Here is a 17,357-nt window from a genome sequence, read left to right as displayed (position 1 = left end):
TCATTATGGGATTAGCGACTGAACCAGTATTGCAGCCAAGAGAACTTTCGCAATACGAAATCGAACGTAAGAAACCTATGCCTACTTTAATTCATGGAGCTATTCAATTTAATATTGGATTTGAATTGAAACTTAAATACCCAAACCAATATCGTATTGCGAGTGAAGTTACCTTAGATACGAAACCTGATGGTAGTACACCCGATTTGGTTTTATACCCAATGAGCGAGCTGGATTATAAAAATGACCCTTCGCGACGAACCGATGCTCCTTTATTAACCATCGAAATACAATCGCCTTCACAAAGCACCAAAGACATGGTCAGTAAATTAGAGCCCTATTTTTATTTTGGCGTAAAATCATGCTGGATTGTCGTTCCCGATTTACAGGCGATTTTAGTGTATGACAATCCCTTTCATTACACGTTTTTCCATAATATAGAAATGCTCAAAGACACTAATTTGAACATAGAAATCAGTCTGGCTGAGGTGTTTAAATAATAGATTGTATTCCGACCTCAAACTTGTGACGGGATTTCTCAAATCCCGTATGACATAGAAGCCAACTGTGAAAAATAACACGAAATGTCCATGGCTGTATAGATTTTGAGCATAGCGGAAAAGGCAGAGGACCATTGCCCTATGCCTTCACGCACTACTTATATGGGTGAATATGTGTTTATACGCGCATTTTCTCGGTCACCACTTTACCATCAAAAAGATTGACGATTCGGTGGGCAAAACCTGCGTCATACGGCGAGTGAGTCACCATGATGATGCTCGTGCCTTCGTCGTTGAGTTGGGAGAGCAGCTTCATCACTTCTTCGCCGTTGGCGGAGTCTAAGTTTCCCGTGGGCTCATCCGCAAGGATTAATTTGGGCTTGGCTACCACCGCGCGGGCAATGGCAGTACGTTGCTGCTGTCCCCCCGAGAGTTGTTGCGGAAAGTGATTGCGACGGTGCATGATGTTCATGCGGGTCAATACCGTTTCAACCATTTCTTTGCGTTGGTCGGCGGGTACTTTGAGGTAAAGCAGGGGAAGCTCCACGTTTTCATACACGGTCAGCTCGTCGATGAGGTTAAAGCTTTGGAACACAAATCCGATGTTTCCTTTACGTAATTGTGCCCGTTGACGCTCCGACAGTTTTGCTACCTCGGTACCGTGGAAGTCATAGCTACCTTCGCTGGGGTTGTCTAAGAGGCCCAGGATGTTGAGCAATGTAGATTTGCCGCAACCAGAAGGGCCCATGATGGCGACAAATTCGCCGTCTTTTACTTCCAAATCAATTCCGTTCAAGGCTGTTGTTTCCACTTCTTCGGTGGTGAAGATTTTCTGGAGGTTAGCTGTTTTTATCATTGTGTTATTTTGGAAAATGGAAAATCGGAAAAAGGAACACGGATTTCACTATTTTGCGTTACTTTTTCACATTATCAATTAATTAAAATGGCCGCTATTCAAAAATTTGAAGATTTAACAGTTTGGAAAATGGGACTTGCTTTAGCAATAGATGTTTACAAGACCCTTGCAGACTGTAAAGATTATGGACTTCGTGACCAAATGCAACGTTCATCTGTATCTATTCCCTCCAATATTGCAGAAGGCTTTGAAAGAGAATATAATAAAGAATTCATACGTTTTTTAAAGGTTTCCAAAGGTTCTGCCGGTGAATTGAGAACTCAAATCTATATAGCAATAGGCATTGGTATCATTGATAACGAACTAGGGGAAGTTTTGCTGGACAAAAGCCGACACATATCGTCTATGCTTAGGAACTTGATTAAAGTCAGAGAAACCCAATTTTCTTAACCGATAATTCTGTGTTCTTGCTTTTCGTGTTCCGTTCTTACTTAACTCCGTTTTCCGTTATTTCAATTCAAGCACTTCTTTATCGCCAAAGTTTGCGTAGCTGCTGGTGATTACTTTTTCGCCCGTTTGCAGCCCTTCCAGTACTTCGTAATATTCAGGGTTTTTGCGCCCCAGTGTGATGTTACGCTTGATGGCGCGTTTGCCGCTGTTGTCTAGCACATACACCCAGTTGCCGCCTGTATCGGAGAAAAACCCGCCTACTGGCAAGAGTACTGCTTTTTCTGCTTTGCCTAATTCTAAACGAATCGGTGTGGATTGTCCGCGTTTAATGCCTTCGGGTGTGCCTTTCGGAAAATTCATATCTACTTCAAAACGTCCGTTTTTTACTTCGGGATAGATGCGCGTAATGGTCAGCGGATTGTCTTTTCCATTAAATTCAAAACTTCCCCCCAACCCGACAAAAATCCGCGATACATAGTGCTCATCAATCGCAACGCGCATTTTGAAACCGTTGAGGTCGTCAATCTGCCCGATGTTTTGGCCTTGGCTGATATTTGAACCTACTTCTACATCTATTGAAGAAAGCAATCCACCAACAGGTGCTTTTACCACGAGGTTATCGAGGGTTTGGCGCCACAGGTCTACGTTGCGTTGGGTCCGCAAAAGCGTTCCTTCCAATTGGCCAATCTGCATTTTGGCGTTTTCTTCCTGATAGATTTGCGATTCAGTTTCGATTTCTTTTTGTTTTACCAACAGTTCGTAATCACGTTTCGAACGCAGAAAGTCAGATTCAGGAATCACCTTGTCTTTGAATAATTTCTGATTACGTTCGTAAATATCTTTGGCTTGGTCAATTTTAAATTCCAGTTCGTTTAACGTCCGACGGATATTAAAACGCGCTACTTTCAATTGTTGACGGGTATTTTGGAGGTCATTCACCAATCGGCTGGCCTCTGTTTCTGATTGTAGGAAGTTGAGTTTGAGGTTTTGGTTTTCTAGTTTCAAGAGCACTTGGCCTTGGGTCACCATGCTGCCTCCTTCCACGATTTTTTCCCGAACATACCCGCCCACGATGGCGTCCAAACGAATGATTTTAAGGGGTTGCACTACACCAGTCACAACAATAAACTCATCAAAAGAGCCAGTTGAAACACTGGATACCGTGAGTTTTTCGGCTTCTACATTGAGTTTGGAGCGTTTATCGGAGAAAAATAATTGATACACGATAAAGGCAATCAAAGCACTGCTCCCTGCAAAAATGGCAATGCGCTGGGTATTCCAAAATTTCTTTTTACGTACGCGGTCCATGGTGCCCTGAGGGTTGTTGCTTTGGCCGATGATCGGATTCTTAACTTCCATTGTTACTATGCTGATTGATGAATGAGTACTTTCTTAAAATGCAGTAAGGAGTTGATTACTTTTCGACCCCTTACTGCTTCATTTTCTAATGGCTGTATGTGTCTGTTTAGTATTCTGCCAATACCCGTGCCAGAAACATAAGTTATTGGTTATGAATGAATTGGTATTGTCTGTGAATTTTAAAATTGTCCGAAAACGGACATGGGTTGTACGCCATTGGACAAGAATAAAAAGTGCACTTTATCTTAATGGTTGATAATGAGGTATTTTGTATTTTGGCACTCTTATTGGGTAAATTTATACATACCGTCAAAAGAGTTGTATTTTACCAAAATTACTAATTAGCTCATTTACAAATATTTCAAATGCTCACCGCCAAAGTATTGATTGTTGACGATGATGTCGACGTTTTGAGTGCTGCCAAATTGCTCCTCAAACGGCATTTCAGTCAAGTGGATATTGAAAAAAATCCCCAGCGTATTCCCTTCTTAGTTACCAACGGCAATTACGACGCTATTTTGTTGGATATGAACTTCACGCGTGATGTTATCAGCGGCAAAGAAGGTTTCGATTGGTTGGACCGTATTTTAGACATTGACCCGCTGGCGGTTGTGGTTCTTTTTACTGCGTTTGGTGACGTAGAAATGGCCGTTCGGGCCATGAAAGCGGGAGCCATGGACTTTGTTTTGAAACCTTGGGAAAACGATAAGTTACTGGCTACTATGCAAGCGGCGGTGCGCAAAAGGGAGGAAAATAAAGCCAAAGTAGGCGGTAGTTCAGTGGCTCCAGCCAACAAACCGACGCCCGGGAAGCCGTTGCCCCAACCCAATTTTGTGGCTTCCAGCGCCATTATGCAGCAGCTGTACGCCACCGCCGAGCGCGTCGCGGTGACGGATGCTACAGTTTTGGTGTTGGGAGAAAACGGAACAGGGAAAAGCGACTTGGCCCAACTTATCCACCAAAAATCCAATCGCGCCGACAAACCTTTCGTCATTGTAGATTTAGGGGCAATTCCCGAAAGCCTGTTTGAAAGTGAGCTTTTTGGCCACGTCAAAGGTGCTTTTACCGATGCCAAAGAAGACCGCGCGGGGCGGTTTGAAGAGGCCCACGGAGGAACGCTGTTTTTAGATGAAATCGGCAATTTATCTCTGCCCATGCAGGCTAAACTCCTGACCGTGTTGCAAAACCGAACGGTGACGCGGGTGGGTTCTAACAAAACCAAACAAATAGACGTCCGAATCATTTGCGCCACCAATCAACCTATTGGCCAAATGGTGGCTGACCGGACTTTTCGTCAGGATTTGCTTTACCGCATCAATACCATTGAGTTGCGTATTCCGCCTTTGCGGGAGCGTCCCGAAGACATTGTGCCGCTGACCGAGCTTTTCCTCAAACAGTACCGTCATCAATACAAACGCGTGGTAACGGCTCTGAGTGCGGCTTTGATTAAACAATTGCAACGTTATCATTGGCCGGGCAACGTGCGCGAACTCCGCAGTGCGGTGGAGCGAGCCGTTATTTTGACCCAACAAAACACGTTGCAACCCGAAGATTTTTTCCAGAATGCGTTTACCGAAACCTCACAGTTTACCGAAACCTACCAGCTGGAAGAAATGGAAAAACAGTTGATTGTAAAAGCAATGAAAAAATACAACGGCAACATCACCGAAGTGGCCAAGGAATTGGGGCTTTCGCGGCAGGCATTGTACCGTAGAATGGAAAAATACGGGCTATGAAACACTTCTCAATCGGTATTTTGTGGCGGGTGTTTTGGCTGACGCTGAGTTTATGCGCACTGTTTTACTTTGTTCCTGATGAGCAGTGGATATTGTCGGCATTGATGGCGTTTATGAGTGCCATTGCGGTATTTCAGTTGTATTATTATGCCACAAGTACAAACCGAAAACTGGCGCGCTTTTTTGAGTCCGTTCGCTATTCAGATTTTGCCGTAAAGTTTCGCTCAGATGATAAAATGGGTGAAAGTTTTCGAGAAATCAATCAGCAGTTCAATGAGGTTTTGGAGGCATTTCGTGTTGCCCGGGCCGAAAAAGAAGCCAATCTTCAGTACCTCAATACCATCGTTCAGCACATCAGTACGGGCCTGATTAGCTTTGGCAGCGATGGCCGGGTGGAGCTAGTCAACAGCGCGGCACTCAAGATGTTGGGGATTTATCGGCTGCGTCAGTTGGAAGATTTACAGGAGCCACACCCGCAGCTTTTTACGTTGATAGCCACGCTTCGCACGGGCGTACGCCAACTTTACCAAACCTCCGACGACGAGTCGTTGTCGGTGCAGGCTACGCAGATTCAGTTGAGAGGCAAGGTGTTACGAATTTTGGTTTTGCAAAATATTCAGTCAGAATTGCAACAAAAGGAGATTGAAGCTTGGCAAAATCTGACGCGGGTGTTGCGTCACGAAATCATGAATTCGCTCACGCCCATATTGTCGTTGGTAGGAACGATGAAGGAAATTGTGCAACTCGACATCGCGCCCGTCGCGCCCGAGAATGAAGGGGTGCAGGACTTGACAGAGGCGCTGCAAACGCTGGAAAAACGCAGCGCGGGAATCATCCAGTTTGTGAATGCCTACCGTGATTTTACTACCTTACCAAAACCTACCTTTGTAGAAATACCCGCCCGTGAGCTACTCAGCGGGGTGCTGCAATTGTTTCAAAAAAGTTTGCAGGAAGCATTTATCAAAACGACCTTAACGATTGTGCCTGAGAGCCTTGTCATTACGGCCGACGCGGACCAAATTGAACAGGTATTGATTAACCTCATCAAAAACGCCATCGAAGCTTTGCAGGGACATGCCAATGCGTTGTTGACGATACGTGCCTATTCCGACATGAATCAGCGCGTGTACATTGAGGTGGCCGACAATGGTCTTGGCATTGAGCCAGAAGCCTTGGAGCGGATTTTTATTCCTTTTTATACCACCAAAAAAACGGGTTCAGGTATCGGATTGAGCCTTTCACGCCAAATTATGCAACAGCACGGCGGTCAGCTCAGTGTGACCTCAGAAGTAGGCAGAGGCACTACGTTTGTGATTGTATTGTAGAGACGCATACGGCGTCTCTACAAAATATTTCCGTCTTTTTTGAGCCAACCTATCTCTACAATGGCCTCAGAATTAATGGGGCCATACACGTGCGGAAAGAGTTCGGTGCCGTTGGGCGCGGGTTCGTACAACAGCGGCGAAGTAAGCTTGTTCTCGTCAATGTGCATCAAAAATAGGTTGTCTACTCCGCTGTAATATCTTTCCAAGACCCCCGCTATTTGGGTTTGCGTGCTGCAATGAATGAATGTTTCGGCATCCAGCGTCTCGCTTTTGTAGGCGGGCGCATACTCAAATTGTGTCCAATATTCTGGCGTAACAATGTGATAAATCATCAGCTTGGAGAAGTAACAGGTTCTTCTTTTTTGGGGAATAACAGGGACGCGATAACGGCAACGGCCAAAATTCCCACAATGATATAAAGCGAATAAACGGTCTTAAAGCCCCAGTCTTCCAGTTGATGATGCCCCAACATTTTGAGTCCAATGAAAGAAAGCAAAATTCCCAAACCGGGTTTGAGGTAATGGAATTTGTCCATGATGCTCGATAAAAAGAAGAACATCGAACGCAACCCCATGATGGCAAACACATTGGAGAAGAAGACAATGTAAGGGTCTTTGGTGATGGAGAAAATGGCGGGGATGGAATCAACCGCAAAAATCAAATCCGTAAAAGCAATCACAATAACGACCACAAAAATGGGCGTGATGTACCATTTATTGTAACGTCGGTGGAAGATGAAAAAATGGTCAACAACGTTGCGGTTATATACGTTAAAATACTTTGAGGCAAATTTTACTGCGATGTGCTCACTTGGATTGATTTCTTCATCTTCTTCTTTCTGAAAGAGAATTTTAGCACCAGTGTAGACCAAAAATGCCCCGAAAATATAGATAATCCACTCAAACTTTTGTAGGAGCGCCGCGCCGACAAATATAAAAACGAAGCGAAGCACTACCGCCCCCGAAATTCCCCAGATCAATACCTTTTTGTAAAACTTTTCGTGAACACCGAAAGAACTGAAAATCAGGATAAATACAAAAATATTGTCGGCAGAAAGGGAGTATTCAACCAGATAACCTGTGATGTACTCAAGGGCCATGTTGTTCTGAAAAATCTGTAAACTGGCCTCAAAATTGCCTGGAACAAGTACTAGATGGTCGGCATATGTGCTTGCAATCTCCTGTAAATGAGCCATATCTGAGACATCATGCACGAGATAGCCGAAATTTTTAATGAAGAAATAAAACCCAACGGACAGTGCCACCCAAACGGCACTCCAGATACCCGCTTCTTTGAAACTGACAATGTGACTTTTTTGCTTAGTAAATACACCGAGGTCGATGAGCATGACGAAAATGACAAATACCGTAAATGCTCCAAAAAATAGAAGTTCGTTAGAAATCATCGCTTACGCGTGGGTTAATTAGTGAAATCGTTCTTGGCTAATAAGCTTCAAACAGCTATCAAAGTTCCGCAGATTCTTTCACATTGACAAACGGTTTCTATCGGGCCCAAGCGGGTGTAGGCGTGGTTTCGTCAAACAGCTCATCAATATAGTACTGCCGGCGGGCGCGTTTGTCGCAGTCATTACTGTTGTCGATGGGGTACAAACAGATAGAATAAACTTCGGTATTGTCAGGATTCATCAAGCTGGCGTAGGTGCCGTCGGCGAATTTTTTGGAGGTATGGAAGCGCGCCAAATAGCAGTGGGCGAGTTCATGAAAAACCAACCCTTCGCGGGTTTGGGGGGTGGTATCTTTCCAGCAAAACTCCTGAATACCAAGGACAATGTGCTTTTGTCGCGTTTGGAGACCTTTACACATTCCGCAGATATAGTTGGCGTCGGGTTGGGCAAACTCAACAATAAGGTTATTTATTTTCAACTCCAATCCGCGTAGTTTAGCTTCTTTGACAAACGCTTGCACGTAAGGTTCAACTTCGGTAGGTACGCGGTATTCGGGGTCGGTTTCTTTTTTACAACTTCCAAAACAAATCGTCAGAAACAAAAACAAAAGGGTGTGCTTTGCCATCGTTTTATTTATTAAAGCGGGAACCAACTTTGATTTTACTTTATCCTAAAAGCAGATGGGGTGCTGATTATAAGTATTTTACCTTAAAACATCAGCGCCATCTATGCGCAGTTGTTCGTAATTTAAAAGGCAGACGACGCTGATGCTGGCTTATTTCTAAAGCGTTTCCATAAACTCCCTGATGGCTTCCGCCGAAGCTTTTGGGTCTTCGACCATCCCCATGTGGCCTGCTTCTTTGAGTACCAAAGTGTGGGTGTTGGGAGAAAGTTTAGACAACTCAATATTCTTTTCAAAGGAAATGAGTTTATCTTCTTCCCCAAAAACAAACAAAACTGGAAGGTTGGAATCTCGAAGTACCACCGTACGGTCGGGGCGAGTCATGATGGCCTTAAATCCCGCAATAACGGCTTCTGTTGGCAATTGAGCGTATTTTTCTATGTGATTTTTGATGACTTCGGGATGCGTTTTAGCATACGCCTCGGCGTACATGTTGGGCCCCGACTGGCGGATAAAAGCGGCCGCTCCGTGGGTTTTCATAAAGGTCAACGTCTTTTTTCGTTGTTCAGTTTTGGCTTCATCGTCGGCATAGGCGGTGGAATGAAACAAGCCAAATCCTTGAAGGAGCTGTGGGTATTTTTCGGCAAATGCCAAAGCGAGGTAACCGCCCATTGAGTGCCCGATAAGCACACATTTTTTAATGCTTATTTCTTCCAACCAAGCGTGCAGCCCATCGGCATATTCTTCAATACTTTTAAACTTGGTCTCGGTCGAGAAATCAGGAGTCAGTACTTGATACTCCTGAAGCAGTGGCTTTATGTCTTCCCAAATGGAGGCGTCAACGCCGTGACCGTGAATCAAAACGAGTGTTTTCATGCTGCGTTGGAGTGGTTATATAATGGTAAAAAATAACAATAGCCCAACAGGAGAATTTCTGCGGGCTATTGTCAAAGATACTCAATAATTAGATTTATGCCACTGATTTCAGGACATATAATGAGGAGCGTTCAAATTTCTCGCGGGCATAATCCAGCGTGAGCGTAAACTCCGTCACGTCTTTCATGGATGGTAAATCAAACATGGCGTCGGTCATGATGGCTTCGCAAATGGAGCGTAAACCACGCGCGCCTAGTTTGTAAGACAAAGCCTGCTCCACGATGTATTCGAGTACATCATCATCAAAGGTCAATTTGATGCCTTCCATGGTAAACAATTTCTGGTATTGTTTGGCCAATGCATTTTTAGGCTCGGTCAAGATTTGGCGCAATGCATCGCCGTCCAGTGGATTGAGGTAAGTCAATGCTGGCAAACGTCCGATGAGCTCAGGAATCAAACCAAATGATTTCAAATCCTGCGCGGCTACATAGCGCAACAGGTTGCCTTTGTCGAAAATTTCGCCCAAACGACGGTCGTTGGTAAAACCAATCGGACGTGAGTTGATGCGCTTAGCAATGTGTCGGTCAATGCCGTCAAACGCACCGCCGCAGATGAAAAGAATGTTTTCGGTGTTGATTGGAATGAGCTTTTGGTCGGGGTGCTTGCGTCCGCCTTGCGGGGGAACATTGACGACTGAGCCTTCCAAAAGTTTTAGAAGTGCTTGCTGTACTCCTTCGCCGCTCACGTCGCGGGTGATGGAGGGGTTATCGCTTTTCCGGGCAATTTTATCAATTTCATCAATGAACACGATGCCCCGTTCGGCGGCTTCGGCGTTGTAGTCGGCCGCCTGAAGCAAGCGTGTCAGAATGGTTTCCACGTCTTCTCCCACGTAGCCAGCTTCGGTCACCACGGTTGCATCGGCAATGCAAAACGGTACTTGTAGCATCTTGGCAATGGTCCGCGCGAGGTAGGTTTTTCCCGTTCCGGTTTCGCCTACCATGATGATGTTGGTTTTCTCGATATGCACCTCATCGTTCGATTTTGGCTGCATGAGGCGTTTGTAGTGGTTGTAAACCGCCACCGAAAGCGTCTTTTTGGCTTCGTCCTGACCAATGACGTATTGGTCGAGGTAGCGCTTCATTTCGAGCGGTTTGATGAGATTAAACTTGGGGGTGGATGGTTTTTCCTTTTTCTTTTTAGGATACAATTCTTCCTGAACTACGCCGTAGCCTTGCTCAATGCAAAAATTACAAATATGGGCATCAATACCCGAGAGCAGTAGCTGGACCTCATTTTTCCGTCTGCCACAAAAAGAACAATTTATTGCTGCCATGAAAGGAGTCAAAATGACCTAATGTTTAAAATTTACGTTGCAAAGTTAAGTTTTAACAATAACAAACCCCAATTAGTTTATCTAACGGACTACGCAGGTTAGGCGGAGTTTGTTGCACAGGTGTTTTTTCTTATGTCCTGAAAATGAGTGCTTCTGTGTTACAAGAACCTATTTAGTCGCTTTTTAGGCACTTTTTATAGAAACGAGTCGAAAAAAATAATGCTTGGATGTTTCATAATCATGCGATTATGAAACATCCAAGCATTAAAAAAGGAAAATATAAAATTAGCCTTTAAAAGTAGCTTCTGCTTTGTTCCAGTCTACTACATTCCAGAATGCATCCACGTAGTCAGGGCGTTTGTTTTGGTATTTCAGGTAATAGGCATGTTCCCACACGTCAAGGCCAATGATTGGCGTACCTTTTACGTCGGCGATGTCCATCAGTGGATTGTCTTGGTTGGGAGTAGAAGTAATGGCAACGCCATCGGCGGTTTTGATCAGCCACGCCCAGCCCGAACCGAAACGGCCCAAAGCGGCCTTTTTGAATTCGTCTTTGAAAGCATCGAATGAGCCAAACTTAGCATCAATTGCTGCTGCCAACTCACCTACTGGTGCACCTCCACCGTTGGGCGAAAGAATGTTCCAGAAGAAAGTATGATTCCAGTGACCACCGCCGTTGTTGCGAACTGCTGGAGAAATAGTACCCGCATTGGCCACCAATTCTTCAATGCTCTTGCCTTCGTTGGGAGTGCCTGCAATGGCGTTGTTGAGGTTGGTCACGTAGGTATTATGGTGACGACCGTGGTGGATTTCCATGGTAGTTTGGTCAAAATGGGGCTCCAACGCATCAGAGGCGTAGGGCAGAGGGGCTAATGTAAAGGACATGACAGTTATAATTTAAGTTTTAACGTGTTACTCGACTGCAAAACACCGTGCCAGCGTTTTATGTTCGCAGCCTGAGAAAAAATTTCTTCAGGAGTTGGGTAATTTCTTGCTCCAATATGCCCCTTTTAACGGTTGTTTTGGGATGAAGGATGTTTTGGGTTAACAAAGAATAGCCGCGTTTGTCGTCGGAAGCTCCGTAGACAATGCGCCCAATTTGGGACCAATACAGCGCCCCGCCGCACATTACACACGGCTCCAAGGTGACATATAACGTGCAATCTTTGAGGTATTTGCTGCCCAGATAGTCGGCGGCGGCGGTGATGGCCAAAATCTCGGCGTGGGCCGTGACGTCGGTCAGTTGCTCGGTTTGGTTGCGGGTTTTGGCGATGATGCGGTGTTGACACACAATGACCGCCCCCACGGGAATTTCTCCCGCTTCAGCGGCCACTTCTGCTTCATAAAGAGCGAGTTGCATGTAGTACTCGTCCGAAAAAAGAGGGTGCATATTTCCGACTTTAGGCATCGTCCGTTGAAATAAACCAAGATATAAAAATAACAAAAGAGGATACAACTGTCGCAGTTATATCCTCTTGTTGGGTTCTGTGGTGAGTGGCTTTAGGCCGCTGCATACATCACGCTCTGCTCTTCTTCGAGATAAACCATCAACTTGTTTAAGGTGGATAATTTGTGATAATCTTCGTCGGGAATGCGCAGGCCGAATTCCTTCTCAAGTTTCATCATCAAATCTACCGTGTCTAAGCTATCAAAGCCCAAATCTTTTACAAAATGAACATTGTCGGTGACCGCTCGGCGTTCTACACCAAAGTCTTCTAAAATAGTTAAAATACGTTCTTTCATGGCATTGTATGTTAATGTTGATGTATTAATCTACATTTAGCTTAACGCCAAAAAAGAGGCAAAAATTTCACGAAATAAGATGAAACCAATAACTATTTCAGAGGGTTTGTTTCAATGTTCTTTAAATCAATAAGATATAAAAAAAGATTTTTGTAAAAAAAACAGAACTAAACTGTTGAAATAGCGATTATTTCGCACTTTTCTTCAAAATAATCCCAGCCAACGGTGGCAAAGTCAAGACCACTGATTGAGGCTGATTATGCCATTTTTCGGGTTGGGTTTCTATCACTTGGGTGTTGCTCACACCGCTGCCGTAAAAAGAAGGAGCATCGCTATTAAACACTTCTTCCCATATTCCAACCGACGGAACGCCAATTCTATAGCCCTGTTGCGGAACGGGGGTCAGGTTGAGAACCACCACAATGGTATCGCTCGGATTAAGCCCTTTGCGCGAATAAGCAACAATGCAATTGTCGCGGTCCTGTGAGTCAATCCACTCAAAACCATCTGGTGAAAAGTTATAGTCATGGAGGGCAGGCTGATTGCGTAGGGCCGAATTGAGGGCTTTAACGCATTCCTGTACTCCTTTGTGCGGTGCATGGTCGAGCAGATGCCAATCCAATGATTGCTGAAAATTCCACTCACGGGTTTGGGCAAACTCCCCACCCATGAAGAGCAGTTTGGTGCCAGGGTGGGTGTACATGTAGGTAAACAACAACCGTAAGTTCGCAAAACGTTGCCATTCATCGCCGGGCATTTTGCCAATCAGAGAACCTTTTCCATACACCACTTCATCGTGAGAGAGCGGCAACATGAAGTTTTCAGAAAAAGCGTACACCAAGCTGAACGTAATCTGGTCTTGGTGCCAACGACGGAACATCGGGTCTTTTTCGAAATACTTGAGGGTATCGTTCATCCAGCCCATCATCCATTTCATACCAAATCCTAGTCCGCCTAGATAAGTAGGTCGTGATACGCCCGGAAAAGCGGTAGATTCTTCCGCAATCGTTTGGGCATCAGGGAAATCTTTGAAAACGGCCTCGTTCATTTCTTTCATCAACGAAATCGCTTCTAGGTTTTCGCGTCCGCCAAACTCATTGGGAATCCATTCGCCGTGTTTTCGTGAATAGTCCAAATAAAGCATCGAAGCAACGGCGTCTACGCGTAGACCGTCAGTGTGGTAGCGGTCCATCCAAAAAACGGCGTTGGAAACAAGGAAAGACCTGACCTCGTTACGACCGTAATTGAAGATATAGCTTTTCCAGTCGGGGTGGTAGCCTTTGCGGGGGTCGGCGTGCTCGTATAAATGCGTACCGTCAAAGTTGTATAATCCGTGGGCGTCGCCGGGAAAGTGCGATGGAACCCAGTCCATGTACACGCCAATGTCTTCCAAGTGAAGACGCTCAATGAGGTACATTAAGTCTTGCGGATTTCCCATCCGGGAAGCGCACGAGAAATACCCTGTGATTTGATAGCCCCAAGAAGGTGGATAAGGTGCTTCCATGATGGGCATCAACTCCACGTGGGTAAAGCCCATTTCTTTGACGTAGGGAACCAAACTATCGGCAATTTCGCGGTAATTCAAAAAACGCTCTGGATTGTCGGGGTCACGCATCCATGAAGCCAAATGCACTTCATACACTGAGATAGGAGAGGTCAGTGAATTGTGTTTGCGGCGGTTGCGCATCCATCCTTCATCCTGCCACTCGTACCATGTGTCCCACACCACCGAGGCGGTTTGGGGGGCTACTTCGCACCAAAGGGCAAAAGGATCGGATTTTTCTAATTCCAAGCCATTGTTCATCGATTTGATGAAGTATTTATAAACTTCACCGCGCCCGATGTTTGGCACAAAGCCTTCCCAAATACCCGAGCCATCCCAACGAGAGCTGAGTGGATGACTGCCGCGCTCCCAGCCATTGAAGTTTCCAATGACCGAAACGTAGTGAGCGTTGGGTGCCCAAACGGCGAAATAGGTGCCGATGACTCCTTTGTACTCGGCTACGTGAGAGCCCAACTTTTCGTATAATTTAAAGTGCTTGCCAGATTTGAACAAATAAATATCAAACTCCGAAAAGCGCGAATAATTTTCAACAGCTTGCAACTGAGCAGGGGCTTCGGCGATGGCGAGGTCTTCCAACGGTTCGGTTTTTTTACGGGTTTTCTTCGGAACGGGCGTTTCGGCTACAACTTCAGTTTTAGTTTTTGCTGATTTTGCCATAATATTGAGTTTAGCGATGGTTCATTATAGGTTGTATGGTGCAAAATAGATTTTTTCGAGCCAAAATTGCACTATAAGTACTAAAAAATCTTTTTCTTTTTCTTTAAGCCTCTTTTCAAAAACCGAGAACCACTTGAATATGAATTTTTTCGACATCAATTCCGTCCTTTTTGAGGCCTGGGGATACAAAATGAGCCACCTTGAGTTTTGGGCAACCGTCACGGGTGCAGTGGCCGTTTGGCTATCAGCACGTGAAAATGTGTGGAGTTGGATTATTGGTTTGTTGAATGTGGTGTTGGCGTTTGCGCTTTTTTACCAAATTCAGCTTTACCCCGATATGTTTTTGCAAGTTTTTTTCTTTATCACTAATCTCATCGGCTGGTGGCAGTGGAAATACCCTAAAGCGAATGAGGCCAACTTAAAAAATGAGTTAAAAATCAGCAAGTTAACCTTGCATCAATGGTTGGTACTGGGCGTAGGCGGGCTGGTGTGTACGTTTGCGATGGGTAGTTTTGCTAAAAATCTACACGAATTTTTCCCCGTACTGTTTAGTCAACCCAGTGCTTTTCCTTACATGGACTCGTTCACGACGGTCATGAGTATCGTGGCTACGTTTATGCTAATTCGTAAAAAAATCGAGGCGTGGTACGTGTGGTTGGTGATTGATGCCATTGCTACTTACATGTATTATGTCAAAGAAGTGAAGCTGTACGCGCTCTTGTATTTTCTGTTTTGCTTCATTGCGGCGTTTGGGGCGTATCATTGGACCAAAGAATACCGCAGCTACGATAAACGATGAAAAAAGGGTTGGTTTTTGGAAAATTTATGCCTTTGCACAATGGGCATTTGGCATTGATTGAGTTTGCATTGTCGCACTGCGATAAAGTCATGGTTTCAATGAGCTATACGCCCGACGACCCTATCCCTGCCGAAATACGCTTTGGGTGGCTACACCAACTCTTTGACCAAAATCCGCGTATCGAGCTATTTCAAGCATTGGACGATTTTCCCGATGAGGGGTTGCCTCTCACAGAAGCTACCAAAATGTGGGCTGATTTTATTCATCAAACTTTTCCTGATGTAGAGGGCGTTTTCTGCTCAGAAGCCTACGGTGTTCCTTTGGGCCGTCATTTGAATTGTCCTGTGGTGTTTTTTGATTTAGACCGCGTTCAAGTTCCAATTTCTGCCACGGCCATTCGCTCAAATCCGTATCAACATTGGGATTTTATACCGCAATTGGTGAGGCCGTATTTTACGAAAAAAGTCTGCCTTTATGGCCCCGAAAGCGTTGGGAAAACAACGCTGACGCGGCAGTTAGCAGAATGTTTTCAAACAACTTTTGCGCACGAAATCGCTCGCGAGGTGCTCACTTCCAATGAGTTTGAAATAGAAAAAATCATCGAAATTGGTGAATTACAAACTAAATTGGTCAAACAAAAAATACGGGAAGCCAATCAAGTGCTTTTCTGCGATACAGACTTGATTACGACGCAAATTTACTGCCAACAGTATTTTGGGTACGTGCCAGAAGAATTGAAAAAATGGGAGGCAGAGATTATCTACGACCTGTATTTGCTATTAAATATTGATACGCCTTGGGTGCCCGATTCATTGCGCGACTTTGGTGATCGGCGGGCAGAAATGTTCGACCTTTTTAAGAACGAATTAGAAAAGCGAGCGCTACCGTATGTGTTGATTGAGGGAAATTGGGACGAACGGTTTATTGCCGCACGAAAAGAAATGGAGAGAATGTTGCAAAAACACTAGCTTTTTTTGTCAAGAGCTAAGGCCACGGCCCTGGCCAAATCAATCGCCAAAAGCATGGGTTGGGTATCTACGTGGTCGAGGGTGTCTTCGGGGCGGTGAATGTGGGGCATAAGCCCGTTTTCATCCAATGCCGACAGCGTAACGCAGGGAATGCCCGCGCGCACAAACCAAGCGCTGTCAAAATCGGCGGTGTGCCAGTTGCCCGTGCTTACTTGGCCAAAATGACGATTGTTTTGAATAATGTTAAGCGCCGATTGAGTAACGATGTTGTCGTATTCAATCAAGGTCATGCTGCCCGTTTGGGTAATGACTTTTAATTGCCCGCTGCCCAACGTGTCAAAATTGATGAGGTATAAAGAACCATCAGCCACCTGTGATTTTCGCTGAAGGGACTTCCAATAGTGATAGGCTCCTACCATTCCTACTTCTTCGGCATTGGTGAGTACGATTTCAATCTCGGTGTTTTTGAGCTGGGTTTTGAGGTGTTCGCCCGTTTTCAACGCCGCTACCACGCCCGTGGCGTTGTCGCTTGCGCCATTGGTATAGCCTTTTTGCCAAAAACCCGCCGTTCCCAAAACCGCCTGCCCGACAAAATACATAGAAAGCAGTATTCGAATCACCAGAAGGTAATTATTTTGGGGTAAATGATAACTCAGACCCACAATCGGGACGGCCAGTGCCATCAGTACCATAGAAGCCCGAATGGAATTTCGAAACCCATCTTTGGACTGACGACTGTACAACGACGACACGGGTGCCGAGTCGTAATGTGCCATCAAAATGAGTTTACGTTTGGCAGTTGGAAGAGAATGCCTTCCAATGATATTTTTGGCTTGGACCAAAGGCGGTAGAAAAAGAAAGATAGAAGGACGCCAATCAAAATAAAGCAGCCCGTTGATGGCAAAGAAAGCGACCAAAATAACCGAAGCCCACCCAAGCCATTGGATGGTTAGCAACCCGACAATAAGCCCACCAATGAGCCAATAAATAACGGGAAGATAGGTCGGAGGTGTGCGGAATGACTGAAAATCAACCGAAAATCCTGCATTTTTCAGTTCCGTGGCGATGATTTCTGCCGCTTTTGCATTAGACTTGCTCGCGGCTCCCCGGTGAGGAAAAGCCGTCAGTTGTTCTAATAAAAGGAGGGGGTCGGTTGGCATAGAT

The 17,357-nt window shown here is 45.1% G+C and carries 18 protein-coding genes; 6 read left to right on the top strand and 12 right to left on the bottom strand.

All coding sequences use genetic code 11. The features are described from left to right. The first annotated feature begins 5 nt into the window (after window positions 1-5). Entirely contained in the window at window positions 6-500 is a 495-nt protein-coding gene (locus tag DVG78_RS14045) for a Uma2 family endonuclease (RefSeq protein ID WP_114461702.1), read from the top strand. 178 nt (window positions 501-678) lie between these two features. Here the strand turns inward: DVG78_RS14045 and DVG78_RS14040 are convergent, their stop codons facing one another. Further along, window positions 679-1,356 (bottom strand): ABC transporter ATP-binding protein, encoded by a 678-nt coding sequence (locus tag DVG78_RS14040; RefSeq protein WP_013927702.1) that lies wholly within the window; start codon window positions 1,354-1,356, stop codon window positions 679-681. 9 nt (window positions 1,357-1,365) lie between these two features. On the opposite strand from DVG78_RS14040, the gene DVG78_RS14035 reads away from it, so the two are divergent. Further along, a complete protein-coding gene (locus DVG78_RS14035) occupies window positions 1,366-1,806 on the top strand; it encodes a four helix bundle protein (RefSeq protein WP_229598225.1) in 441 nt (146 codons plus the stop codon). A 57-nt stretch (window positions 1,807-1,863) separates the two neighbouring features. Here the strand turns inward: DVG78_RS14035 and DVG78_RS14030 are convergent, their stop codons facing one another. Beyond that, a complete protein-coding gene (locus DVG78_RS14030) occupies window positions 1,864-3,114 on the bottom strand; it encodes an efflux RND transporter periplasmic adaptor subunit (protein WP_114461780.1) in 1,251 nt (416 codons plus the stop codon). Window positions 3,115-3,530: 416 nt separating this feature from the next. Between DVG78_RS14030 and DVG78_RS14025 the strand changes: the two genes are divergently transcribed. Next, window positions 3,531-4,901 (top strand): sigma-54-dependent transcriptional regulator, encoded by a 1,371-nt coding sequence (locus DVG78_RS14025; protein WP_114461700.1) that lies wholly within the window; start codon window positions 3,531-3,533, stop codon window positions 4,899-4,901. After that, window positions 4,898-6,226, top strand: a complete 1,329-nt coding sequence (locus DVG78_RS14020; protein ID WP_114461699.1) for a sensor histidine kinase — start codon at window positions 4,898-4,900, stop codon at window positions 6,224-6,226. Before DVG78_RS14025 ends, DVG78_RS14020 begins: the two co-directional genes overlap by 4 nt. 17 nt (window positions 6,227-6,243) lie before the next feature. Here DVG78_RS14020 and DVG78_RS14015 read toward each other — a convergent pair whose 3' ends face one another. From DVG78_RS14015 to glgB, 9 genes are all read right to left on the bottom strand, one after another. Continuing rightward, on the bottom strand, window positions 6,244-6,558 hold the full coding sequence (locus DVG78_RS14015) for a DUF952 domain-containing protein (protein ID WP_114461698.1): 315 nt from the start codon (window positions 6,556-6,558) through the stop codon (window positions 6,244-6,246). After that, entirely contained in the window at window positions 6,558-7,631 is a 1,074-nt protein-coding gene (locus tag DVG78_RS14010) for a TerC/Alx family metal homeostasis membrane protein (protein WP_114461697.1), read from the bottom strand. The genes DVG78_RS14015 and DVG78_RS14010 overlap by 1 nt, the downstream gene beginning before the upstream one ends. A gap of 97 nt (window positions 7,632-7,728) precedes the next feature. Beyond that, window positions 7,729-8,256: a hypothetical protein gene (locus DVG78_RS14005; RefSeq protein WP_114461696.1), complete on the bottom strand. Its 528-nt coding sequence runs from the start codon at window positions 8,254-8,256 to the stop codon at window positions 7,729-7,731. A 156-nt stretch (window positions 8,257-8,412) separates the two neighbouring features. Continuing rightward, window positions 8,413-9,129, bottom strand: a complete 717-nt coding sequence (locus DVG78_RS14000; protein ID WP_114461695.1) for an alpha/beta fold hydrolase — start codon at window positions 9,127-9,129, stop codon at window positions 8,413-8,415. A 94-nt stretch (window positions 9,130-9,223) separates the two neighbouring features. Further along, complete coding sequence (clpX, locus tag DVG78_RS13995) at window positions 9,224-10,462, bottom strand: ATP-dependent Clp protease ATP-binding subunit ClpX (RefSeq protein WP_114068411.1); 1,239 nt, start codon at window positions 10,460-10,462, stop codon at window positions 9,224-9,226. Between the two features lie 285 nt (window positions 10,463-10,747). Further along, window positions 10,748-11,347: a superoxide dismutase gene (locus DVG78_RS13990; RefSeq protein ID WP_114461694.1), complete on the bottom strand. Its 600-nt coding sequence runs from the start codon at window positions 11,345-11,347 to the stop codon at window positions 10,748-10,750. A 58-nt stretch (window positions 11,348-11,405) separates the two neighbouring features. Further along, on the bottom strand, window positions 11,406-11,852 hold the full coding sequence (locus DVG78_RS13985) for a nucleoside deaminase (RefSeq protein WP_229598224.1): 447 nt from the start codon (window positions 11,850-11,852) through the stop codon (window positions 11,406-11,408). 110 nt (window positions 11,853-11,962) lie between these two features. Then, entirely contained in the window at window positions 11,963-12,205 is a 243-nt protein-coding gene (locus tag DVG78_RS13980; RefSeq protein WP_114461692.1) for an acyl carrier protein, read from the bottom strand. A gap of 187 nt (window positions 12,206-12,392) precedes the next feature. Further along, the gene (gene glgB / locus DVG78_RS13975; RefSeq protein ID WP_114461691.1) at window positions 12,393-14,426 is read right to left on the bottom strand and encodes a 1,4-alpha-glucan branching protein GlgB; all 2,034 of its coding nucleotides are present in this window, start codon (window positions 14,424-14,426) and stop codon (window positions 12,393-12,395) included. 139 nt (window positions 14,427-14,565) lie between these two features. Here glgB and pnuC point away from each other — a divergent pair, with 139 nt between their 5' ends. Next, a complete protein-coding gene (gene pnuC / locus DVG78_RS13970; RefSeq protein ID WP_114461690.1) occupies window positions 14,566-15,225 on the top strand; it encodes a nicotinamide riboside transporter PnuC in 660 nt (219 codons plus the stop codon). Further along, window positions 15,222-16,193: an AAA family ATPase gene (locus tag DVG78_RS13965; protein ID WP_114461689.1), complete on the top strand. Its 972-nt coding sequence runs from the start codon at window positions 15,222-15,224 to the stop codon at window positions 16,191-16,193. Before pnuC ends, DVG78_RS13965 begins: the two co-directional genes overlap by 4 nt. Here the strand turns inward: DVG78_RS13965 and DVG78_RS13960 are convergent. Further along, entirely contained in the window at window positions 16,190-17,353 is a 1,164-nt protein-coding gene (locus tag DVG78_RS13960) for a M28 family metallopeptidase (RefSeq protein ID WP_114461688.1), read from the bottom strand. The genes DVG78_RS13965 and DVG78_RS13960 overlap by 4 nt on opposite strands. Window positions 17,354-17,357 lie beyond the last annotated feature (4 nt).

The organism is Runella aurantiaca, assembly GCF_003339505.1.
Classification (GTDB): Bacteria; Bacteroidota; Bacteroidia; order Cytophagales; family Spirosomataceae; genus Runella; species Runella aurantiaca.
Note: the sequence above shows the minus strand (reverse complement) of the source record. Positions and strands in the feature narration are given on the sequence as shown.